Source organism: Bradyrhizobium sp. FW305-F6, assembly GCF_058782905.1.
In genome coordinates this window covers 1,368,585-1,391,513 of record NZ_JBYSYD010000001.1, presented here as the reverse complement: position 1 = coordinate 1,391,513, position 22,929 = coordinate 1,368,585, and the positions used below count along the sequence as shown (strand labels likewise).

The window sequence follows — 22,929 nt, the reverse complement described above, 5'->3', positions numbered from 1 at the left end:
TAACCGCGCCGCCAGCGCGCGGTAAGGCGGGAGTCCCCATCTTCAGGTCCGCAAGGTGCTGGCATCCGGCGCCAAAAGGAATTCAAAGGCCTGGAGATTTCCGCATGACCGACCCTATCGACCTCTCGAACCTCCCTTCGTACCGGCAGCCGCGCCGGTCGGTGTTCTCCGCGCGCAGACTCGCGCTGATGGCCTCGGTCGTCGCCGGTCTCGGCGCGGCGGTCTATGGCTTCAGCCCCCCGACCTCGCCGGCCGACCTGTTCTCCAGCCCGGCGCATGCGCAGGTCAACACCGAGGTCCGCAAGGTCGAGCGTCCGGTCGGATTCGCCGACGTCGTCGAGCGCGTGAAGCCTTCGGTGATCTCGGTGAAGGTCAACATGAAGGAGAAGACCGCGAGCAATGACGACGGCGACGATTCCTCCTCGCCGTTCCAGCCGGGCTCGCCGATGGAGCGCTTCTTCCGGCGCTTCGGCGGTCCGGACGGCTTGCCTCCGGGCATGAAGGGCGGCCGCGGCCGCGTCGTGCAGGGCCAGGGCTCAGGTTTCTTCATCTCGGCTGACGGCTATGCCGTCACCAACAACCACGTGGTCGACGGCGCCGACAAGGTCGAGATCACCACCGACGACGGCAAGACCTACACCGCCAAGGTGATCGGCACCGACCAGCGCACCGATCTCGCCCTGATCAAGGTCGAGGGCAGCACGAACTTCCCGTTCGCCAAGCTTGCCGACAGCAAGCCGCGGATCGGGGACTGGGTGCTCGCAGTCGGCAATCCCTTCGGTCTCGGCGGCACCGTGACCGCTGGCATCGTCTCGGCGAGCGGCCGCGACATCGGCAACGGCCCGTATGACGATTTCATCCAGATCGACGCGCCCGTGAACAAGGGTAATTCCGGCGGTCCGGCGTTCGACACCAACGGCGAGGTGATGGGCGTCAACACCGCGATCTACTCGCCCTCCGGCGGCAGCGTCGGCATCGCGTTCTCGATCCCGGCCAGCACCGTCAAGAGCGTGGTGGCCCAGCTCAAGGACAAGGGCTCGGTCAGCCGTGGCTGGATCGGCGTGCAGATCCAGCCGGTGACCTCCGACATCGCCGACAGCCTCGGCATGAAGAAGGCCGAAGGCGCGCTGGTGGCGGAGCCGCAGGCCAACGGTCCGGCGGCCAAGGCAGGTATCGAGTCCGGCGACGTGATCACCTCGGTCAACGGTGAACCCGTCAAGGATGCCCGCGAGCTCGCGCGCACCATCGGCGGCATGGCGCCCGGCGCGTCCGTGAAGCTCAACGTGCTGCACAAGGGCCAGGACAAGGTCGTCAACCTCACCCTCGGCCAGTTGCCGAATACGGTCGAGGCCAAGGCCGACGTCGACAAGGACAGCGGCAAGGGTGCCAGCCGCGGCACCGACGTGCCCAAGCTCGGCATGACGGTGGCGCCCGCCAATTCCGTGGCCGGTGCCGGCAAGGAAGGCGTCGTGGTCACCGAGGTCGATCCGAAGAGCGCCGCGGCTGAACGCGGCTTCAAGGAAGGCGACGTGATCCTCGAGGTCGGCGGCAAGAGCGTGGCGACAGCCGGCGAAGTCCGCGACGCCATCAATGCGGCGCGGACCGACAACAAGAACAGCGTCCTGATGCGCGTGAAGAGCGGCGGCCAGTCGCGCTTCGTGGCCGTGCCCATCGCCAAAGGCTGAGCGCTTCAGGAGCCTTACGAGATGAAGGGTGTCGCCGGCATCAGTCGCCCCCGCCGGTGGCGCCCTTCGGGGAAGCAGCGCAACGTCTGCTTCCCCTGTCTACCTTCCGGTGGATCTACGCCCCCCTCCGTCGGAAGGCCTAGGGCGGTGAAGTCCCCCCAACTTCACCGCCCGCCTTTTCCCGAGATCGTTCCGCCCGACTTGCATGCGATTGCTGCCCGCGCCATGTTTAGAGAAGGTTCACTCCCTTGACCGCCGCTGAACGCACGATGCGCCTCCTCATTATCGAAGACGACCGCGAGTCCGCCGACTACCTCGTGAAGGCGTTTCGTGAAGTCGGACACATTGCCGATCACGCCGCCGACGGCGAGGAAGGCCTCGTCATGGCCGAGAACGGTGATTACGACGTGCTCGTGGTCGACCGCATGCTTCCCAAGCGCGACGGGCTGTCGCTGATCGGCGCGTTGCGCGACAAGGGCGACACCACGCCCGTGCTGATTCTGTCCGCGCTCGGGCAGGTCGACGACCGTATCAAGGGCCTGCGTGCAGGCGGCGACGACTATCTGCCAAAACCCTATTCCTTCGCGGAGCTCCTTGCCCGCGTCGAGGTGCTGTCGCGCCGCCGCGGCGGACCCGCCGAGGACACGCTCTACCGCGTCGGCGATCTCGAGCTCGACCGCCTGTCGCATCGCGTCGCCCGCGGCAAGGACGAGCTGACGCTGCAGCCGCGTGAGTTCCGCCTGCTCGAATACCTCATGAAGCACGCCGGCCAGGTGGTGACGCGCACCATGCTGCTCGAGAACGTCTGGGATTATCATTTTGACCCGCAGACCAATGTGATCGACGTGCACATCTCGCGGCTGCGCTCCAAGATCGACAAGGGCTTCGAGCGCCCGCTGCTGCACACCATCCGCGGCGCCGGCTACATGATCCGTGACGGGATCAGATAAGGCGAGTTTGGCGTTGCGCCGATCGGCCTGCGGCGCGCTCACACCTGCAATCATCGGCTGCGTCACTGCCGCGCTTCGCCCGTGCCGAGGCTGCAGGGGATGCTGGCGACCTGCTCGTCCGATGGCAAGAATATCCGACCTGTGGTAGGGGACATCTCACCTGGATGCATCCGTCCACGATCAGGAAGGATATTCGAGCTTGCAAGTCGCCGCCTTTCCGTCCGACCGAGCTGAAGAGATCCTCGTGTCGGCTTCCAGGCTCTTTGCCCGCCACAGCTATGCGAATGTGACGATGGAGCAGGTCGCAGCTTCGGTGCGATCGGTGCCGGGGGCGCTGTACCACTATTTCCGCGACAAGGAAGACCTGATCTTTCACTGCTACCTGCGCGGTCTTGCGCTCTACAGGCACGAGATCGAGACGGCCGCCGAGCCCGGGATCGACGGGCTCGAGATCGTCAGACGCTTCATGCGAGCCCGGCTGCGGCCTGAGGGCCAGCGCATGATCCTGTTCTCCGACATCGATGCACTGGCCGCGCCTTACAGCAACGACGTGCACGCCAGGCGCTGGCAGAATGCCGCGCTGCTCGCCGACATACTGAAGCGAGGCGTTGCCGACGGCTCGATCGCCTGCGAGGAGCCGCTGCTTACGGCCGTCGCCCTCATCTCCATCCTGGATTGGGTTCCGTTCTGGTTCTCCGACCGCGACTATTATTCGCGCCAGCAGGCGATCGATGCGATCGATGACATCATCACGCATGGCGTTTATCGGCGTGAGATTGGCTTGCCGGACATGCCCGAAGCACCGAGCCTGGCGCCGTTTCTCCAGTCCCGCTCGAAATTGACCAAGCGCGCCGCGAAGCTGGACAGGATGCTATCGATTGCCTCGGACAGTTTCAATCGCCGGGGCGCCTCGGGCACGTCGCTCGAGAGCATCGCGGGGGAGGCAGGCATGACCCGCGCCGGCATCTACTATCATTTCAGGGAGAAAGAGCGCCTCTTGCTGGCTTGCCTGCGAAGAGGGCTGGCCGGCGAGATCGGCATTCGGGAATATTTACAGGACCTCGGGCTAGGCGCTTTCGATTACGTCGTGCAAAGAGTCCGCCTGTTGTTGATGCTGCACGACACGCCTTGCGGCCCCAAGGCGACCTACCACAACATCAACTATCTCAACGCCGTTGACCGGAAGCACTATGTCAGGCAGGTGCTGGCAACGATCCAGCAGGACCAGAGAAACCATCAGCGTTGGATCGACGAGGGATGCTTGCGCAGCGTGGACACTTACTTCGCCGAGCGCGTTCTCACCGGAATGGGCCATTGGTACCCGATCTGGTTCAGGGCCGAGCGGAGGTGGTCTCCCATGCAGATTGCCGATCATTTTTCGTGGTTGTTCCTCGCAGGGCTCAAGCCGCGTCGGAGGGGCCTTGAAGCGGTCGGTCCGAGGCCTCGGCCGCGCTCTGCACTTGCTTCCCCATCCGGAGTGGTGTGAGCCGCGGAATGAGCGCAGCTTTGGTCAAAAAAAGTTGCCTGTGAATTCAATATTCCGCATGGCGCGCGGCAATCTTCATGTTTAAGCCGCAATTATTTCTTGCACCAAAACTTTACACAGTATTCAATGTTGGAGTAGCGAGAGGTGGCGCGACCGACGTTAGCGAGTCAGCTTCGATCGCCAAGGAACAAGAACACACTAAAGGGAGAAGGCAAGGATGCAAAAGCTCGTAATTGCTGCGACGGCAGCGCTGACGATGGTCGCAGGAGCAGCATTCGCGCAGGAGACCATCAAGTTCGGCTACATCGATCCGCTGTCCGGCGGCGGCGCCAGCGTCGGTGAAGGCGGCTTGAAGACGTTCCAGTATCTGGCTGACGAGATCAACGCCAAGGGCGGTATCTTGGGACGCAAGATCGAGGTCCTGCCCCTCGACAACAAGACCAACCCGCAGGAAAGCCTGGTGCAGGCGCAGAAGGCGATCGACGCCGGCGCCCGTTACATCACGCAAGGCAACGGCTCGTCGGTCGCCGCGGCGCTGTCCGATTTCGTCACCAAGAACAACACGCGCAATCCCGGCAAGGAAGTGCTCTACTTCAACTACGCCGCCGTCGATCCGAGCCTGACCAACGAGAAGTGCAGCTACTGGCATTTCCGCTGGGATGCCAGCTCCGATATCAAGATGGAAGCGCTCACCAGCTATATGAAAGATATCCCTGCGATCAAGAAGGTGTACCTGATCAACCAGGATTACTCCTTCGGCCAGTCGGTGCGCGCCGACGCGCGCAAGATGCTGGGCGCCAAGCGGCCCGACATCCAGATCGTCGGCGACGAACTGCATCCGCTGCTGAAGATCACCGACTTCTCGCCTTACGTCGCCAAGATCAAGGCTTCGGGCGCCGATAGCGTCGTCACCGGCAATTGGGGCCAGGACATCGCACTGCTGCTCAAGGCTGCTGCGGACGCCGGCCTGAAGGTCAACTGGTACACCTACTATGCCGGCGGCGCCGGCGGCCCGACCGCGATCAAGCAGACCGGTCTCGACCATCAGGTGTTCCAGATCACCGAGGGCTTTGCCAATTCCGGCCACCAGCCGGCGATGGACTTCGAAAAGGCCTTCCGTGCCAAGGTCAACATGTCGCTGTGGTATCCGCGCGCGGTCAACGAGATGCGCATGTTCAAGGCCGCGGCCGAGAAGGCCAACTCGCTCGACCCCGTGAAGGTCGCCGCAGCCCTCGAGGACCTCAAGTTCGAGGTGCTGGACGGCGGCGAGGGTGTCATGCGCAAGGACGATCACCAGTTCTTCCAGCCGATCTACATCTCCTCCTTCGGCAAGCTCGCTGCAAACGAGCCGTTCGACGAGGAAGGCACCGGCTGGGGATGGCACCTGGTTTCCAAGGTCGACACCTCCAAGACGATGGTTCCCACGACCTGCAAGATGACCCGGCCGTAAGCCGGACCAGCTTCGCCTTCCCGCTAGCCGGCAGCGGCTTGCGGGAAGGTCGCTGTTTGGGTGCGACCGAAGAGTTTGCCGAGGCCTTTACGTCCCGGCCAGAGGTACGAATACTGTGCTTGAACTGATCGTGATATCGACGCTGAACGGCCTGCTGTTCGGCATGCTGCTGTTCCTGCTGTCGAGCGGCCTGACCGTCATCTTCAGCATGATGGGCGTGCTCAATTTCGCCCATGCCAGCTTCTACATGCTCGGCGCCTTCTTCGGCTACCAGCTCACCAAATGGATCGGCTTCTGGCCGGCGCTGCTGCTGGCACCGCTGCTGGTCGGCGCGATCGGCATGGCGGTCGAGCGCTACGGCCTGCGCAATACGCACAAGCACGGCCATGTCGCGGAGCTGCTCCTGACCTTCGGTCTTGCGTTCGCGATCGAGGAGATCGTGGCGATGATGTGGGGCAGGAGCCCCGTCGACTACCGCGTGCCGGCGCTGCTCGACTTTCCCGCCTTCACGATCTTTTCGACCAATTATCCCGCCTACAAGATCTTCATGCTGGCCGTGTCGATCCTGATCTTCATCGTGCTGCTGACGGTGCTCAAGCGCACGCGGGTCGGCCTGATCGTTCAGGCCGCGCTGACGCATCCCCACATGGTCGGGCATCTCGGCCACAATGTCGGTCGCATCTTCATGCTGGTGTTCGGCGTCGGCAGCGCGCTGGCGGGAATTGCCGGAGTGATCGCAGGTCCGGCGCTGGTGACGCAGTCCGACATGGCCGCGGCGCTGGGACCGATCCTGTTCGTGGTCATCGTGTTCGGCGGCCTCGGCTCCTTGCCCGGCGCCTTCATCGCCTCGCTGGTGATCGGCCTGATACAGACCTTCGCGGTGGCGCTGAACGGTTCGCTGGCGAGCGCCTTCGGTCCGCTCGATCCGTCGGCGGGGCCGTCCGTGCTCACCGACATCTGGAACGTCACCATCGCCCAGGTGGCGCCGATCGTGCCCTATCTGCTACTGGTGATCATTCTGATCGTACGCCCCATGGGCCTGATGGGGACGCGCGAGACATGAACGCCAAGATGACATCGACACCGACGTCGAAGATCGTGGACACCACAGTCGGCGACGGCTTGCGCTTCTACGGCATATGGCTGGCCGGCATCGCCGTGCTGATCGTGCTGCCGCTGATCTTCTCCTCCGGCGGCTCGCTGACGTCCTTCAGCCTGATCGGCATCGCGATCGTCTTCGCGCTGTCCTACAACATCCTGCTCGGCCAGACCGGCCTGTTGTCGTTCGGCCATGCGGTGCATTACGGCCTCGGCGGCTTTGCAGCGTGCCACATGATGAACGCGGTGGTCTCGCACGGCTGGCCGATCCCGCTGCCGTTCATCCCGCTGTTCGGCGGGCTCGGCGGCCTCGCTTTCGCGCTCGTCATCGGCTGGGTGATGACCAAGCGGGCCGGCACCGTGTTCTCGATGATCTCGCTCGGCATTGCCGAACTGGTGGCGTCCTCCTCGCTGATCCTGCGTTCGGTGTTCGGGGGCGAGTCCGGGATATCGACCGATCGCACGTCCTTGCCGAAAATCCTCGGCTTGAGCTTCGGCCCGCAGCTTCAGGTCTATTATCTCATCGCGTTCTGGCTGGTCATCTCCGCCATCGCGATGTATGCGCTGACGCGGACCCCGCTGGGGCGGATCAGCAATGCGGTGCGGGACAACCCCGAGCGCGTCCAGTTCATCGGCTATGACCCGCACGTGGTCCGCTACATTGCCTTCTGTTTTGCCGGCTTCTTCGCCGGCGTGGCGGGGGGACTGGCCGCGATCAACTTCGAGATCGCCAACGCCGCCTATCTCGGCGCGATCCAATCCGGCCTCGTGCTGTTCTCGACCTTCATCGGTGGCGTCGCCTTTTTCTTCGGACCCATCCTGGGTGCAATCCTCGTGACCTATCTCCAGCTCGGGCTGACCAGCGTCACCGGCGTGTGGCAGCTCTATTTCGGCATCATCTTCATCGGAATCGTGATGCTGTCCCCCGGCGGCATCGCCGGGCTCATCATGATGCATCGGCCGCTGGTGCGCGCCGGAACTCTGCCGACGGTGATCCCCTCCTATCTGCTCGCGGCGGTGCCGACCTTGGCACTCGCTTGCGGCGTGATCCTGACGATCGAATCGATCGCGCGCACGCATAGCGGTCAGGGCAGCCCGATCAACCTGTTCGGCGTGGCCTTCAGCCCGGCGTCGCCGGTGACGTGGGCGAGTGCGGCGATCCTCGTCGCGGGCGGCTTCTTCGTCGCGCGCCTGAGCTGGCGGCGGGTTGGCGAGGCATGGGACCGCGCGACGACGATCGCGCGCGACCGGGGGTATCTGGCATGACGGCGGCGATCGAAGTCCGCGCTGTCGAAAAGCGCTTTGGCAATGTCGGCATCATCCGCGATCTCAATCTCAGCGTCGCGCAAGGTGAGCGTCACGCCATCATCGGTCCGAACGGGGCCGGCAAGTCGACGACGTTTAATCTCATCAGCGGCCATATCAAGCCGACCTCGGGCGAGGTGAGGCTGAACGGCGACGTGATCTCCGGCCTCAGGCCGTTCGAGATCAACCGGCGCGGCCTGTCGCGGTCGTTCCAGGTCACCAACGTGTTCGCGCGCATGTCGGTCTGGGAGAACGTCCGCTGCGCGGTACTGTGGGCGACGGGGCACCGTTACGCCTTCTGGAAGAACGTCGACAGCCTGCCGGAGGTGCGCGAGCGCACGGCGCAGATCCTCGACGACATCCATCTGACCCATCGGCGCGATGTTCCGGCCGGCTTGTTGACCTACGCCGAGCAGCGCGAGCTCGAGATCGGCATCACCATCGCCGGCGGTGCGACCGTCGTGATGCTGGACGAACCGACGGCGGGCATGAGCCACGCCGAGACCGAGCGCGCGGTGGCGCTGATCCGGCGGCTGACCGAGGGCAAGACCCTGGTCATCGTCGAGCACGACATGAGTGTCGTGTTTGGCCTCGCCGACCGCATTTCCGTGCTGGTCTACGGCCACATCATCGCGTCCGGCACGCCGGAGGAGATCCGGCGCGACCCGAAAGTCAAGGAAGCCTATCTCGGCGAGGAGGCGCACTGATGCTCGAGGTCAGGGACCTGCACGCCTATTACGGCAAGAGCCATATTCTCCAGGGCGTCGATCTCGACGTTGCCGCGGGCGAGGTCGTCAGCCTGCTCGGCCGCAACGGCGTCGGACGCTCGACCACGGTCAAGGCGATCATGGGCGAGGTCGCGCCGCAAGGCACGATCCGCTTCAAGGGCAAGGACATCGCCGGGCTGCCGAGCTACCGGATCGCGCGCCTCGGTCTCGGCTATGTGCCCGAGCATCGCGACATCTTTCCGGGTTTGACGGTCCGCCAGAACCTGCTCCTCGGCATCAAGGACACGCGGCGCCCCGGCAAATGGCAGCTTCAGGACATGCTCGACATGTTTCCGAATCTGGCCGCGCGGGCGGATACGGCTGCAGGGGTATTGTCAGGCGGCGAGAAGCAGATGCTCACGACTTGCCGGACCCTGATGGGCGATCCCGATCTCATCATGATCGACGAGCCGACCGAAGGTCTGGCGCCGTTGATCGTGCAGCAGGTCGGCGATCTCATCGCCCGCATTGCGCAGGCGGGCGTTGCGATCCTGCTCGTCGAGCAGAAGCTGTCGATTGCGATGAAGATCTCCAACCGCGTCTACGTCATGGGCCACGGTCGTGTGGTCTTCGAAGGTACGCCCGAGCAACTGAGATCGAACAGCGACGTTCGCGCGCAATGGCTGGAAGTGTGAGGGGGCGCGCCCGGCATCGCGCGTCCTGTCTGCAAGACGCAGATTCGGGTATTCGGGACGAGGACCAATGTCCCGGTGAGGGCCGACTTTTGAGCTGAGGCAACTCCCCGCCCGGACGAACTCGCATCGGAGGCCTGTCGGGTGCTTCCGACTGGTGTCCGCATGGGCGCCAGCTTGCGGGGATTTAACTTGGTTCGGATTGAATGCCCCCTTAACGTTCCACGTCCGCTTGTCACCTGCCGTCACGGATGCTTTGCGTGCCAGTCGCTCCCAAGGGAGCTGTGCGCAGATTCGACGATCTATGAAGCTATGTTGTTGCAAACAAAGCGAAATACCACTCTTGTGATGGCGGACGCGGTATTGAAACTGGACACATGATCCGTGACGGCATTCGGTAAACTCTTCCGCACCACCGCGTTCCGGCTGACGCTGGTCTATCTGCTGCTGTTCGCGATGTTCGCGGCCTCGCTGCTGGCCTATTTCGCCTGGAATACGCGGCGGCTGATCACCGAGGAGATCACGCAGACCGTCAATGCCGAGACGTCGGAGATCAGCGAGATCTACGGCCGCCGCGGCTTGCGCGGCCTCGTGCTCGCGATCGAATACCGTGCGCTGCGGCCGGGCGCCAATCTCTATCTGGTCACGACGCCAACGGGGCAGGCGATCGCCGGCAATGTCGGCTCGCTCGCACCCGGCGTGATGGCGACGCGCGGCTGGTCCGAGACGGCCTACCGCCGCCTCGAGGATGCCGACGATCGCGATCATCGCGCGCTGGTCCGCGTCACCGAACTCGAGAACGGCTTCCGGCTTCTGATCGGCCGCGACCTCGCCGAGCGGCGGCGTCTGTTCGGAATCGTCGCCAAGGCGGCGCAATTCTCTGTGCTGATCGTCGTGGTGCTCGGCCTCGGCGGCGGCATCTTCGTGGCGCGGCGGGTGCTGAGGCGCATCGACGCCATGACCGGCACGGCGCAGCGGATCATGACCGGCGACCTCAGCGAGCGCCTGCCGGTGGGGCGCAGTGGCGATGAGCTAGACCGCCTCGCCGAAAACCTGAACGCCATGCTGGAGCGGATCGAGGCGCTGATGGCGGGGCTGAAGGAAGTCTCCGACAACATCGCGCACGACCTCAAGACGCCGCTGACGCGCCTGCGCAACCGCGCCGAGGAGGCGTTGGCGCGATCGGGCAGCGAAGCCGATTACCGGGCGGCGCTGGAGCGGACCATCGAGGAATCCGACGGTCTGATCCGCACCTTCAACGCACTGCTGATGATCGCGCGCGCCGAGTCCGGGCAGGCGCGCGGCAACATGGATGATTTCGACGCGGCCGAAGTCGCGAACGGCATCCACGAGCTCTACGAGCCGCTTGCCGAGGACGACGGCATGACCCTGACGGTGAAGGCCGATCCGACGCCGGTTCATGCCAATCGCGAGCTGGTCAGCCAGGCGCTCGCCAATCTGGTCGAGAATGCGATCAAATACGGCAAGCCGCCGGCGGAGGCGGCCGGAACCGTGGTCCGCATGGATCCCCGGCAAATCACGATCGAGGCAAAGCGCGAGGGCGACCAGGTGCTGCTCAGCGTCACCGACCGCGGCCCGGGGATTCCCGAAGCCGATCGCAAGCACGTCGTCGAGCGATTCGTTCGGCTGGAGGCAAGCCGCACGCTGCCCGGCTCCGGCCTCGGCCTCAGCCTCGCCTCGGCGGTTGCGACGTTGCACGGCGGCGAATTGCGGCTGGGCGATGCCAATCCCGGTCTCATCGTTACGCTCGTCCTGCCGGCGCGCGCGGGCGCCGGTGACAGGGTTGCTCCATCAATACCGGATGTGCCACAGAAGGTGGCATGAACCACTCCGCGCCGGGAAACGCGGACAAGCATGGCGAGAGGCTGGCCGCGCGCTTCGCGGAAGCTCCCCATATTGCCGTTTCCGCTACCGACGAACGACGTTTCGAAGGCTGGCTGGCCGAGCTCGAGCCGGCGCAGTCGGCCCGTCTCGAAGCCCTGCTGGTTCATCCCTTCGCGCGGGATATCCTGACCGGCATCGCGGAGTTCTCGCCCTATTTGTTCGATCTGGTGCGGGCCGATCCCCTGCGCCTGATCCGGCTGCTCGAATGCGATCCGGACCGGCATCTGACGGCACTGATCGCCGAGGCCCGGAGCGCGGTGCTCGCGGCCTCCGACGAAGCCGAGGTGATGCGGTTGCTCCGCCGGATGAAGGCGGAGGCTGCGCTCCTGATCGCGTTGTGCGACATCGGCGGGGCCTGGCCGGTGATGCGGGTGACGGCGGCGCTCACCGACGTCGCGGTGTCCTCCGTGCAGGCGGCGCTCCAATACCTGCTGCGGCAGGAGGCCGCACGCGGCAAGCTCTTGCCGCCCGATCCCGAGGCGCCCGAACAGGGCTGCGGGCTGATTGTGCTCGCGATGGGCAAGATGGGTGCCGGCGAGCTGAACTATTCCAGCGACATCGATCTGATCGTGTTCTTCGATCCCGATGCGACCACGATCGCGCCCGACATCGAGGCGCAGCCGTTCTTCGTTCGCGTGACCCAGGGCATGGCGCGCATCCTGCAGCAGCGCACTTACGAGGGCTACGTCTTTCGCGTCGATCTGCGCCTGCGGCCCGATCCGTCCTCGACGCAGGTGGCGATCTCCCGGGACGCCGCGCTGAACTATTACGAGCGGGAAGGGCGCACCTGGGAGCGCGCCGCGATGATCAAGGCGCGGGCTTGCGCCGGCGATGCCAAAGCGGGCCAGGCATTGCTCGCCGAGATATCGCCCTTTGTCTGGCGCAAGCATCTCGACTTCGCCGCGCTCGCCGACGTCCACGACATGAAGCGGCAGATGCAGACCTATCGCGGCCAGAGCGAGGTCGCGGTCGAGGGCCACAACGTCAAGGTCGGGCGCGGCGGCATCCGCGAGATCGAGTTCTTCGCGCAAACGCAGCAGCTGATCGCGGGCGGTCGCCATCCGGAATTGCGGGTGCGACCGACGCTGAGGGCGCTCGACGTGCTTGCCGCCAACAACTGGATCACCGAGACGGCGCGTGACGAACTGACGACGGCCTACGAATTCCTGCGCCGGGTCGAGCATCGCCTCCAGATGATCGCGGACGAGCAGACCCATACGCTGCCCGAGGACAAGCAGGCGGTCGAGCGCTTCGCCTGTTTCTTCGGCTATCCGGATCGCGAGGCTTTCGCGCGCGACCTCCTGCACCAGCTCGAGATCGTCCAGGGTCACTACGAAAAACTGTTCGAAGGCGACGATCCGACCGGCACGGCCAAGCTGCCGGCGCTCGACTACAGTGCGGGTCCCGACGATCCGCGCCTGCTCCAGCACCTCGTCACGCTCGGCTTCAAGAAGCCGGCCGCCGTCGCGCAGACTGTGCGCGACTGGATCACCGGCGACTACCGCGTCTTACGCGTTGAGGCGACCCGAAGCGCCTTCCTCGAATTCGTGCCGGCCCTGATCGACGGCCTCGCCCATGCCGAGGAGCCCGATCGCGCGGTCGTGGCGTTCGATCATTTCCTCGGCGCGCTCCAGCGAGGCGGCCGGCTGATCACGCTGCTCGGCCAAAATCGCGATCTCGTGGCGCTGGTGGCGCTGGTGCTGGGTGCGGCACCGCGTCTCGGCGAGATGCTGGCCCGGCAGCCGCAGCTGATGGACGGGCTGATCGATCCCCGCTTCTTCGGCGCCATGCCCGACCGGCAGGAATTGTCGGGACGGTTAGCTGCGACCGTGCAGGATGCGGGCTCATACGAGGAGTTCCTCGATCGCCTGCGGCTGTTCGGGCAGGAGAGCCTGTTTCTGATCGGCACGCGCATCCTCTCCGGTACGGTGTCGGCGCAACAGGCGAGCACCGCCTTTGCCGATGTCGCCGAAGGCATCGTCCACACCGTGCACGGCCTCGTCGCGGAACGCTTCGCTGCACAGCACGGCCGCATCAAGGGGCAGGAGACCGCGATCATCGCGATGGGCCGGCTCGGCAGCCGCGAGATGACGGCCTCGTCCGATCTCGACCTGATCCTGCTCTACGATTTCGACGGCGACCATCCGGACTCGGATGGAGTGAAATCGCTTCACGGCGCGCACTATTTCGCCCGCTTCACCCAGCGCCTGATCAGCGCCTTCACGACGCGCACCAATTACGGCGTGCTCTACGAGATCGACATGCGGCTGCGTCCCTCGGGCCGCGCCGGCCCCGTTGCCTCGAGCCTGGTCTCGTTCGCGGACTACCAGGCCACCGAGGCCTGGACCTGGGAGCACATGGCCTTGACGCGCGCGCGCGTGGTGTCGGCCTCGCCCGAATTCCGGGAACGGATCGAGCGCGTGATCCGCGACGTCCTGACCCGCCGCCGCGATCCCACCATCACCGCCAACGACGTCGCCGACATGCGGCGCGCCATAGCACAGGAAAAGGGCGAGGGCGATTGCTGGGATCTCAAATATGCCGCTGGCGGCATGGTCGATATCGATTTCATCGCGCAATATCTCCAGCTCGTGCACGCACACGAAAAGCCGGAGATTCTCGACGTCAGCACCATGCAGGTGCTCGAGAACGCATGCAGGCTCGGCGTGCTCCCGCAACCGGAGACCGAGATATTGCGCGCCGCCGCGCGGCTCTATCACGATCTGACGCAGATCCTGCGGCTCTGCGTCAGTGATCGCTTCAAGCCGGAAACCGCGGGCACCGACCTGCAGCGCGTGATGGCGCGCGCCGGCGACGCGCCGGATTTCTCCTCGCTGGAGGCGCGGGTGAAGGAAACGCAGAGCGAGGTGCGGCGCGTGTTCAGGGCGCTGCTGGAAGCGCCTTAGCCGTTCAGCAGGGAGAGCGCCTCGCGGACGTCGGGGGCGAGCCCCGCGCAGCGTGCGTCGAACGCTCCGTCGGCTGGTTTTTCCCGTGTGAGGCCAGAGTGGACATGCTAGCTTGCGTGCCAGACAGGATCCGAGGGACGAACGCTTGATCGACAAGCTTGAACTGTTGCTGGCGCTGGCGAAGGAGCGGCATTTCGGACGCGCGGCAGAGGCTTGCGGCGTGACGCAGCCGACGATGTCGACCGGGCTCAAGCAGCTCGAGGAGATCCTCGGCGTGATGCTGGTCCAGCGTGGTTCCCGCTTCCAGGGTTTTACGCCGGAAGGCGAGCGCGCGCTCGATTGGGCGCGGCGGATCGTGGGCGATGCCCGCGCGATGCGCGAGGAGATCAACGGGCTGAAGCATCAGCTCTCCGGCGAGATCCGCATCGCGGCAATCCCGACCGTGCTCGGCATGGTCGCCGCGCTGACGACGCCGTTCCGCGCCCGGCATCCGGAGGTGCGCTTCCGCATCCAGTCCACCACCTCGTCCGAGGTGCTTGGGTTGCTCGAAAACCTCGAGGTCGATGCCGGGCTGACCTATATCGAGAACGAACCGATCGGCAAGGTGCGTACCATTCCGCTCTACAACGAGAGCTATCGCCTGCTCACCGCGCCGGACGCGATGTTCGGCGACCGCGAGACGGTGACCTGGAAGGAGGTTGGCCAGGTGCCGCTGTGCCTGCTCACGCCGGACATGCAGAACCGCCGCATCATCGACCGCGCGCTGCGCTCGGTCGGCGCGGAGGCGACGCCGACGCTGACCTCGAACTCGCTCTTGGTGCTGTTCACGCATGTGAAGACCGGGCGTTGGGCCAGCGTGATGCCGGCCAAGCTCGCCGAGACGCTCGGCCTGTCCGACACGGTGCGCTCGATCCCGATCGTCGATCCCGACGTCAACTACAGCATCGGCATGGTGATCCCGCAGCGCGATCCGATGACGCCGCTGATCGCAGCCCTGGTCAACGTCGCGCGCGAAGTCGCGCCGAAGCTGCAGTTGTAGAGATTGATAGTGATGTGATCAGATCTGATTGCCGCGCCGGCGGTGCGCTCCCTCGCCCGCTTGCGGGAGAGGGTAGGGGAGAGGGTGTCTCCGCAACGGGATCCTCCCCCAGAGGAGAAAGCCCTCACCCGCGCCTTCGGCGCGACCTCTCCCGCAAGCGGGAGAGGTGTCCGGGCTGCGGCACCGATTAACCGAACTTTCAGGCGTCCTACGCCGCCGCCGAAACTCCGGCGGTCGCCTTGATCGCGTCGCGCGGCAGGGTCACGCGCACGACGGTGCCGACCTCGAGCTTGGAGCGCAGGCGCATCGAGCCGCCCTGGAGCTGCGCCAGCGAGCGGGCGATGGCGAGCCCGAGGCCGGAGCCGTGATAGGTCTTGGTGAGCTGGCTCTCGACCTGCTCGAACGGACGGCCGAGCCGCGCCAGCGAATGCTGCGCGATGCCGATGCCGGTGTCGGCGATCATCAGCACGATGCGGTCGTCGAGCAGCCGGCTGCGCACTACGACGCGCCCGCCGTCCGGCGTGAACTTGACGGCGTTGGAGAGCAGATTGACGATGATCTGCTTGGTGGCGCGGCGGTCGGCGACGACCGAGATCGATTTGGCGATGTCGGCATCGAGCGTCAGGTTCTTGTCCTGCGCCCGGCCGGTGACGACCCGCAATGATTCCGCGAGCGTCTTGGAGAGGTCGAGCTCTTCCATGTCGAGCTTCATGCGGCCGGCCTCGATCTTGGACATGTCGAGGATGTCGTTGATGACCTCGAGCAGGTAGTGGCCGCTGGTCAGGATGTCCTGGCAATATTCCTGGTACTTCTCGCTGCCGAGCTCGCCGAACATGCCCGAGCCCATGATCTCGGAGAAGCCGATGATGGCGTTGAGCGGCGTGCGCAGCTCGTGGCTCATATTGGCGAGGAATTTCGACTTGGTCTGGTTAGCCTCCTCGGCGCGGGTCTTCTCGCGCTGGTACTTCTCGGCGAGGTCGGCGAGCTCGACCGCCTGACGCTCCAGCGCCGCCTGCGAGCGCTTGAGGTCGATGACGGTGGCGCGCAGGCGCAGATCGTTGTCGACCAGCTTCTGCTCGTGCTCCTTGATCCGGGTGATGTCGGTTCCGACCGAAACGTAGCCGCCGTCCTTGGTGCGGCGCTCGCTGATATGCAGCCAGCTGCCGTCATCGAGTTGCGCCTCGAAGGTACGCGCGCCCGGGCCCTGGGGGGCGGTCTCGTTGTGGCGGGTCCGCACCTCCGGCATGCGGCCGACTTCCAGCACGGTTTCGTAGGAGGTGCCGGGGATGACCGCGGTCTCGGGCAGCTTGTGCAGGCGCTGGAAGTGCGAGTTGCAGAGCACCAGGCGGTCGCTGGCGTCCCACAGCACGAAGGCTTCCGGGATGGTCTCGATGGCGTCGCGCAGGCGCAGGTCGGCTTCCACCGTCCTCTCGGCGAGGCTCTTCTGCTCGGTGATGTCGACCGCGATGCCGATCAGGTGCACGCTGGAATCGGTTGCGCCGCGCGTCTTCTCGCAGCGGACGCGCAGCCAGATCCAGTGGCCGTCGACATGCTGCATGCGGAAGGTCTGGTCGATGTGGTCGATCTTCTCGGAGATGAGCTGGTCGGCGATCTCGAACAGGTCGATGTCGTCGGACTTCACCAGCGCGTTGACCTCGCCGAAGGTGAGGAGCTCGTGGCGGCCGTCGAGGCCTAGCATCGAGAACATCGATTGCGACCAGAAGATCCGGCCGCGCGACAGGTCCCAGTCCCACAGCCCGCAGCGGCCGCGGTTGAGCGCGGTGTCGATGCGGCCGCGCACGGCGTCATTAATGAGATCGCCTTCGCGGGCGCGGGTGGACTGCCAGTGGAAGGCGAAGCCGAGGATCAGGACGACGAAGCCCGTCGTCGCCGACAGCGTCACCGAGAGCGCGGCGTCCGAACCCCAGATCGGCTCGTTGCGCTCCTGGATCACGGTGACGAAGCCGGGCAGGGACTTGATCTGGCGCGAGGTCGCCATCGCGGCATTGCCGTTCGGCAGCGTCATGTCGGAGACGTTGGCGTCGCGCGGCGGCGCCGCGACCAGCTGCGCCGTGGTGATCGCATCGAGCAGGCGGTCGTTGCCGACCGAATCGGCGTCGGCCGGGACGCGGGCAAGGATGTGGCGGTCGACGCCGGCCGAGGTGACGATGACGTGGCGGCCGGAGGCCGTGGCCCAGGACGGAATCAGATCGGGCAGCAGCGTCGGCAGGCTTTCGACGGCCTTCTGCCGCTCGTGTCTTACCGTGGTGAGCCGGTCGATGCGCTCGGCGAGCAGATCGGCGAGGGCCGAAATGTCGTGGCGGATCACCAGCCGCTTCTGGCGCGTCTGGTCGACGACCTGCACGAAGGCGCCGAGACAGATCGTGATCAGGAAGGCGATGATGAGCGTCGGCACGGCGCGGCGCAGCGCTGGCTCCGCGGTCAGGAGCCGGTGATAGGCAGGTTTCGCGATCGATTGCGCCAATCCCTTGATCGAGTCGGATTGGACGCACGCGTTCGCGGCGTCTGCACGCGGCATGCCTTCGGCCCCCTGAAAACCAGTTCGAAAGCAGCCCCACGTCGCTTTCGAATCACACCGATTTGAATCCAGTTTTCGCGGGCTGTCGAGAGTCAACGAATCGTTAACGCGAAATTATTCTTATCCAACACGCAGTTTGTGCATCCTGCGTCCGCAAACTCACGGGCGCAGCGAGTCCGAAACGAGAACGTGTGACTCTTCGCGCGTTTCTCGTCACGCACGCGGCGGCTCGGCGTGGCTGATGACACGCTTCACGCTCGGGAACGCGTGCCGCAAGGCGCGCTCGATCGCATCGACGTGCTCGTGGACCTTGATCACGCTCATCGACGGTGCGGCGCGGCAGTGGAAGTTGACGATCTCGCCGGCATCGGTGTTGCGGACGCGCACATTGTGGATGTCGTGGATCTCGCCGCCGGCGGCATATTCCGTCAGCGCGGCGGCGATCGTCCGCACCCTCTCCGGCGCGGCATCGATCCCGAACGGCAGTTCCGGTTCCAGCGGCTCGATATGGACGTCGACCTCGACGTCCTCGCCGAACTCTTCCTGGATGTTGCGTTCCAGGTTGTTGGCGATGTCGTGGGCGGCCTCGAGCTGCATCGCGCCGTCGACCTCGAGGTCGATGCTGACGATCAGCTTGGCGCCGAGGTCGTGCACCGTGACGTGATGGACCGCGAGGCCCGAATTGTGCGCGATCACCATGATGCGGTCGCGGACGGTCTCGTTGTCGCGTGCGACGGGCACCGCGGCAAAGGTGAGGTCGGCATCGCCGAAGGCCTTGAGCACTGCGGCCTCTGCGTCGCGCTTGATCTCCTCGACGCGGTCGATGGGATAGGTCCGCGGCACTTTTGCGATGGCGTCGATGAACGTGGTCGCGCCGACCATCCGCACCCGCAGCCGCTCGACCTCGATCACGCCAGGCACGCTCCGGATCGCGGCGGTGGCCGCCTCCTGCGCGCCTTCGGGGGCGCGGTCGACCAGCGTCTGCACGGTCGAGCCGGCCATGCGCAGGCCGAGAGCTGCGATCATCACGGCGACCGCGGCGGCCGCGGCGGCGTCGCCCCACCAGAAGCCGAGGGCGGCGAGGATCAGGCCGATGATGACCGCGAACGAGCCCATCACGTCGGAGGCGAAATGCAGCGCATCCGCCGCCAGCGCCTGGCTCCTGGTCTCGCGCGCGGCACGCTGCAGGGCGCGGGCGCGCCAGAGATTGACGATGATGTCGATCACCAGCACGACGAAAGGCACGGCCGAGATGGTCGGCGGCGGGGTTCCCTCGCTCAGCCGGCTATAGGCCTCGACCAGGATGCCACCGGCGAGCACGTAGAGCAGGGCGGTGACGCCGAGCGCGGAGACGCTTTCCAGCTTGCCGTGGCCGTAATGGTGCTCGTCGTCCGCCGGCTTGTCGGACACCCGCACCACGGCCCAGGTGATGATGGTCGCGACGAGGTCGATCGTCGAGTGCAGGGCTTCCGAGATCAGCGCCAGCGAGCCGATCGCGATGCCGACCGCGAATTTGGCCGCCGCCATGCCGCCGCTGGCGAGGATCGAGATCGCCGCGACCGAGGTTTTGTCGGTGTGGGAGGTCATGGCGGGGATTTAGCAGGGCAGGGGTGAACATCAAGCGATGATTGTCAGCTGCTGTCGCAAGTGACTTGCAGGAGCGGAATACGCTCTCGCCCCGTCATGCCGGGGCGCCGAAGGCGAACCCGGAAATCCCGAGATTCCCCGCGGCGCTCTACACCGTCACCACGATCTTCCCCAGATGCCTGTTCGCCTCCATGTGCTCGAACGCCTGGTCGATCTGGTCGAACGAAAACACCTTGTCGATCGGAAGCTGCAGTTTTCGCGCCTCGACCGCACCCCAGATGTCCTTCCTGACCTCCGCGAAGATCTCGCGGACCTCCTCGATCGTGCGGGTCCGGAAGGTGACGCCGACATAATCGATGCGTCGCGCCGCGTGCAGGTCGAAGTTGAAATCGGCATGGGTGCCGCCGAGCCGGCCGACATTGACGATGCGGCCCAGAACTTTCGTCGCGGCGAGGTTCTGGCTCGCGACCTTGCCCGAGACTTGGTCGATGATGAGGTCGACGCCTTCGCCGTTCGTCGCCTTCAGCACCTCGTCGACCCATTTGGGATCGGACGAGTCGACGGCGAGGTCGGCGCCATGGTCCTTCAGCCGGCCGCGGCGATAGGCGTCCGTGGACGAACCGACCACCAGCTTCGCGCCCTTGAGCCGGGCGATCTGCATCGCCATTAACCCGACGCCGGAACTCGCGCCCTGGATCAGGACGCTTTGTCCCGCCTGAAGCCCACCGACCGTGACGACGGCGTTGTGCATGGTCGCGAGCGCGACCGGGAGGGTGGCGGCCTCCTCGAAATTCATGTTCGAGGGCGCGTGAAACAGCCGGCCGTGATCGGCGAGCGTATATTCGGCGAACGCAGCGCTGCCCGAGCCCATGATGCGGTCGCCGACCTTCACACCTTTTGCGTCGGGCCCGAGTTCGGCGACTTCGCCGGCCCATTCCATGCCGAGCACGGTGCCGACGCCGCCGGCCGCGCCGTGGGCGTGTCCCTTGCGCATGGCGGTGTCGGCGCGGTTGAGCCCGCAGGCGCGGACGCGAACCAGCACCTGCGTGCCTTTGGGCTTGGGTTGAGCGACGTCGGAAATCCTCGCCCCTTCAGGGCCGTAGACGTAGGCTTTCATGCAATACTCTCACCTGTTGCAGTGATTATTCCCAGCTTCGCGTTGCGGCTGAATGATCATGCCTTCCAGCCGCCCGCGGATGATCGCCTCCGCTTCGCGCACGATGCGGGAGACCAGCTCGGCGCAGCTCGGGATGTCCTGGATCAGACCCTGGACCTGACCGGCCGACCAGATGCCTTCGTCGGAATTCCCGGTGGCATAGACCATCTTGCCGCGGGCGCCGGCAACGAGCTCGCGGATGTCCTCGAACTTGGCGCCTTCCTTTTCCATCGCGACGACCTTGGTCGAGACCGCGTTCCTGGCGACGCGCGAGGTGTTGCGCATGGTGCGGAAGATCAGCTCGGTCTCGCGCTCGTCGTTGGCGACGATCTTCTCCTTGATGAGCTGGTGGATCGGGCTCTCCTTGGTCGCCATGAAGCGCGTGCCCATGTTGATGCCGTCGGCGCCCAGCGCCAGCGCCGCGACGAGGCCGCGCGCGTCGGCGAAACCGCCGGAGGCGATCATCGGGATCTTGATCTTGTTGGCGGCGGCCGGGATCAGGATCAGGCCTGGCGTGTCGTCCTCGCCGGGGTGGCCGGCGCATTCGAAGCCGTCGATCGAGATCGCATCGACGCCCATGCGCTCGGCCGAGAGCGCGTGGCGCACGCTGGTGCATTTGTGCACGACCTTCACGCCGTGCTTCCTGAACTCGTCGACATGCTCCTGCGGCTTGTTGCCGGCGGTCTCGACCACCTTGATGCCGCTCTCGATGATGGCGGCGCGGTACTCGGCATAAGGCGGCGGCTTGATCGCGGGCAGGATGGTGAGGTTGACGCCGAACGGCTTGTCGGTGAGGTCGCGGCAGCGCGCGATCTCCTTGGTGAGGTCCTCCGGCGTCGGCTGGGTCAGCGCCGTGATGAAGCCGAGCGCGCCGGCATTGGCGACGGCGGCGACCAGCTCCGCCCGGCCGACCCACTGCATGCCGCCCTGGACGATCGGGTGCTCGACGCCGACGAGTTTGGTGAACCGTGTCTGCAGCATGATGCGTTTCCCCCTGGATGGCCCGCGGCCTCTGTTGTCGATTGATGACAGGAAGGATGCCGCCGGGGTTAGGAAATGTCTATTGCGGGGGCGTGCGATGAGGCATGCGGATGGCGGGGTGATTCCGCGAGGCGGATAATCGGCGCATGCCGTCACCCGATGAGGCAAACTCTTTCCTCAAGCTCCGCTGTCATAGCCCGCGGAGGCGGGCTATCCAGTACGCTAAGGCTTCTCGGCTCCAGCCTCGCTGTCTCTGGAACACTGGATTGCCCGCTTTCGCGGGCAATGACACCGAGTATGGAGCGAATAGCTACCGCGCCGACAGCCGCACCATCTGCCGTCCGCCGTTCATTTCCTTCAAACTGTTGACGAACTTTTCGGGACGCTGCCAGCGATGGGGCACCTTCAATCCCATGAACTCGGCGATGTCGCCGATGAAGCCGGTGCAATTGGCGGTCTCGGCGTTCCACACCGGCGAGCTCGCCTGCAGCTCCTTGATGTAGGCAAACACGCGCTTGGCGTCGGCCTCGCTCAGATAGACGCGATAGCTCGCGGTCAGATATTCCGGATCGAGATCGCCGTAGCTCGCGCCGGTCTCGGATGGCACGAAGGTGATATGACCGAGCACATAGGCGAGCGTGTCGCCGGCCGGCGTGAGGCCCGCGACTTCGACGGCCTTCTCGCTGGTCTTGCCGTACCAGACGAAGGCATGGCCCCAGCTCGCCGCGGTCCGCGCGCGGAAGTCGACGTAATAGGGGCCCTTCTCCGCACGCGCGACCGAGCGGCGCGTCGATGGCGGCGCCGCTCGCGAGGCGGTGTCGGTCGAAACAAGCGCGTTCGCATCGGCGACGCGCTTGTTGGCCTCGTGGGCCGACACCGAGGGCGTTGAGCATGCGAGCATAGCCGCAAGAGCGAAGCCTGCGAGGATGCAGGATCCCGGTCGACCAGCTTGGTTCGTCACGCTATTCCCCCGACTTGTCGGCGCTACGCAAAGTCTGCGCGTATTCCGCTGCGCGTCAGTAGCGCGCCGCGACCGGGCCCGGCGCCTTGCCGATCGGGGCCTTTCCGACCGGGCTCTTGCCAATCGGCATCTTGCCGATCGGAGCCTGTTCGCCTGGATAAACCGGCACGGGCTGCCGACGCGGCAGATCCGCAGCGTTTGCAGCCGTCACCAGAGCAAGCGTGGCACCCAGAGCAATCACAATCTTCTTCACAGTCACACCCCTACAAGGTTTGGTCTAAACGCGGCAATGCCGTGCCCCCCAGACACGCCTCACAAGGGCGGCGGAATGCGACGACAGTGCGGCAGGCGCGGGACATGTTGGCGGCATTGATCGGGCGGCGCGCAGATGTGATGTGTCTGGATGTTTCGCAGCACGGTCCGCGGAGTGTAGCCCGGATGAGCGTAGCGATATCCGGTGGCTTTGCGGATCGCTGGTCCCG

Annotated in this window: 17 protein-coding genes; 11 read left to right on the top strand and 6 right to left on the bottom strand. The window is 65.4% G+C overall.

Annotated elements, in window-relative coordinates:
• Nucleotides 1-104 precede the first annotated feature (104 nt).
• The 11 genes from AC3WLX_RS06700 to AC3WLX_RS06650 all read left to right on the top strand — a co-directional run bounded on the left by AC3WLX_RS06700 (nt 105) and on the right by AC3WLX_RS06650 (nt 15,223).
• Complete coding sequence (locus tag AC3WLX_RS06700) at nt 105-1,685, top strand: Do family serine endopeptidase (protein ID WP_492335185.1); 1,581 nt, start codon at nt 105-107, stop codon at nt 1,683-1,685.
• Between the two features lie 269 nt (nt 1,686-1,954).
• Entirely contained in the window at nt 1,955-2,635 is a 681-nt protein-coding gene (locus AC3WLX_RS06695) for a response regulator transcription factor (RefSeq protein ID WP_291621829.1), read from the top strand.
• Between the two features lie 244 nt (nt 2,636-2,879).
• Nucleotides 2,880-4,121 carry a TetR/AcrR family transcriptional regulator gene (locus tag AC3WLX_RS06690; RefSeq protein ID WP_492335184.1) on the top strand — a complete coding sequence of 414 codons (1,242 nt, stop codon included), beginning with the start codon at nt 2,880-2,882 and terminating at the stop codon, nt 4,119-4,121.
• A gap of 217 nt (nt 4,122-4,338) precedes the next feature.
• Nucleotides 4,339-5,571, top strand: a complete 1,233-nt coding sequence (locus AC3WLX_RS06685; RefSeq protein WP_291628342.1) for a branched-chain amino acid ABC transporter substrate-binding protein — start codon at nt 4,339-4,341, stop codon at nt 5,569-5,571.
• A gap of 115 nt (nt 5,572-5,686) precedes the next feature.
• A complete protein-coding gene (locus tag AC3WLX_RS06680; protein ID WP_291628343.1) occupies nt 5,687-6,634 on the top strand; it encodes a branched-chain amino acid ABC transporter permease in 948 nt (315 codons plus the stop codon).
• Nucleotides 6,635-6,642: 8 nt separating this feature from the next.
• Nucleotides 6,643-7,935, top strand: a complete 1,293-nt coding sequence (locus AC3WLX_RS06675) for a branched-chain amino acid ABC transporter permease (protein ID WP_291628348.1) — start codon at nt 6,643-6,645, stop codon at nt 7,933-7,935.
• A complete protein-coding gene (locus AC3WLX_RS06670) occupies nt 7,932-8,681 on the top strand; it encodes an ABC transporter ATP-binding protein (protein WP_492335183.1) in 750 nt (249 codons plus the stop codon). The genes AC3WLX_RS06675 and AC3WLX_RS06670 overlap by 4 nt, the downstream gene beginning before the upstream one ends.
• Nucleotides 8,681-9,376, top strand: a complete 696-nt coding sequence (locus AC3WLX_RS06665) for an ABC transporter ATP-binding protein (protein WP_025035147.1) — start codon at nt 8,681-8,683, stop codon at nt 9,374-9,376. Before AC3WLX_RS06670 ends, AC3WLX_RS06665 begins: the two co-directional genes overlap by 1 nt.
• Before the next feature lie 381 nt (nt 9,377-9,757).
• A complete protein-coding gene (locus AC3WLX_RS06660; protein ID WP_492335182.1) occupies nt 9,758-11,218 on the top strand; it encodes a sensor histidine kinase in 1,461 nt (486 codons plus the stop codon).
• Nucleotides 11,215-14,184, top strand: a complete 2,970-nt coding sequence (locus AC3WLX_RS06655; RefSeq protein WP_492335181.1) for a bifunctional [glutamine synthetase] adenylyltransferase/[glutamine synthetase]-adenylyl-L-tyrosine phosphorylase — start codon at nt 11,215-11,217, stop codon at nt 14,182-14,184. The genes AC3WLX_RS06660 and AC3WLX_RS06655 overlap by 4 nt, the downstream gene beginning before the upstream one ends.
• 145 nt (nt 14,185-14,329) lie before the next feature.
• On the top strand, nt 14,330-15,223 hold the full coding sequence (locus AC3WLX_RS06650; protein ID WP_492335180.1) for a LysR family transcriptional regulator: 894 nt from the start codon (nt 14,330-14,332) through the stop codon (nt 15,221-15,223).
• Between the two features lie 208 nt (nt 15,224-15,431).
• Here the strand turns inward: AC3WLX_RS06650 and AC3WLX_RS06645 are convergent, their stop codons facing one another.
• The 6 genes from AC3WLX_RS06645 to AC3WLX_RS06620 form a co-directional block, all read right to left on the bottom strand.
• A complete protein-coding gene (locus AC3WLX_RS06645) occupies nt 15,432-17,762 on the bottom strand; it encodes a PAS domain-containing sensor histidine kinase (RefSeq protein WP_492335179.1) in 2,331 nt (776 codons plus the stop codon).
• A gap of 213 nt (nt 17,763-17,975) precedes the next feature.
• The gene (locus AC3WLX_RS06640) at nt 17,976-19,349 is read right to left on the bottom strand and encodes a cation-efflux pump (RefSeq protein WP_291618835.1); all 1,374 of its coding nucleotides are present in this window, start codon (nt 19,347-19,349) and stop codon (nt 17,976-17,978) included.
• Between the two features lie 148 nt (nt 19,350-19,497).
• Nucleotides 19,498-20,466, bottom strand: coding sequence for a zinc-binding dehydrogenase (locus AC3WLX_RS06635; protein ID WP_291618837.1), 969 nt, complete (start codon nt 20,464-20,466; stop codon nt 19,498-19,500).
• Between the two features lie 9 nt (nt 20,467-20,475).
• A complete protein-coding gene (locus tag AC3WLX_RS06630; RefSeq protein ID WP_291618840.1) occupies nt 20,476-21,486 on the bottom strand; it encodes an NAD(P)H-dependent flavin oxidoreductase in 1,011 nt (336 codons plus the stop codon).
• 310 nt (nt 21,487-21,796) lie between these two features.
• Nucleotides 21,797-22,387 (bottom strand): hypothetical protein, encoded by a 591-nt coding sequence (locus AC3WLX_RS06625; protein ID WP_492335928.1) that lies wholly within the window; start codon nt 22,385-22,387, stop codon nt 21,797-21,799.
• Between the two features lie 115 nt (nt 22,388-22,502).
• Nucleotides 22,503-22,706, bottom strand: coding sequence for a hypothetical protein (locus AC3WLX_RS06620; RefSeq protein WP_036017107.1), 204 nt, complete (start codon nt 22,704-22,706; stop codon nt 22,503-22,505).
• Nucleotides 22,707-22,929 lie beyond the last annotated feature (223 nt).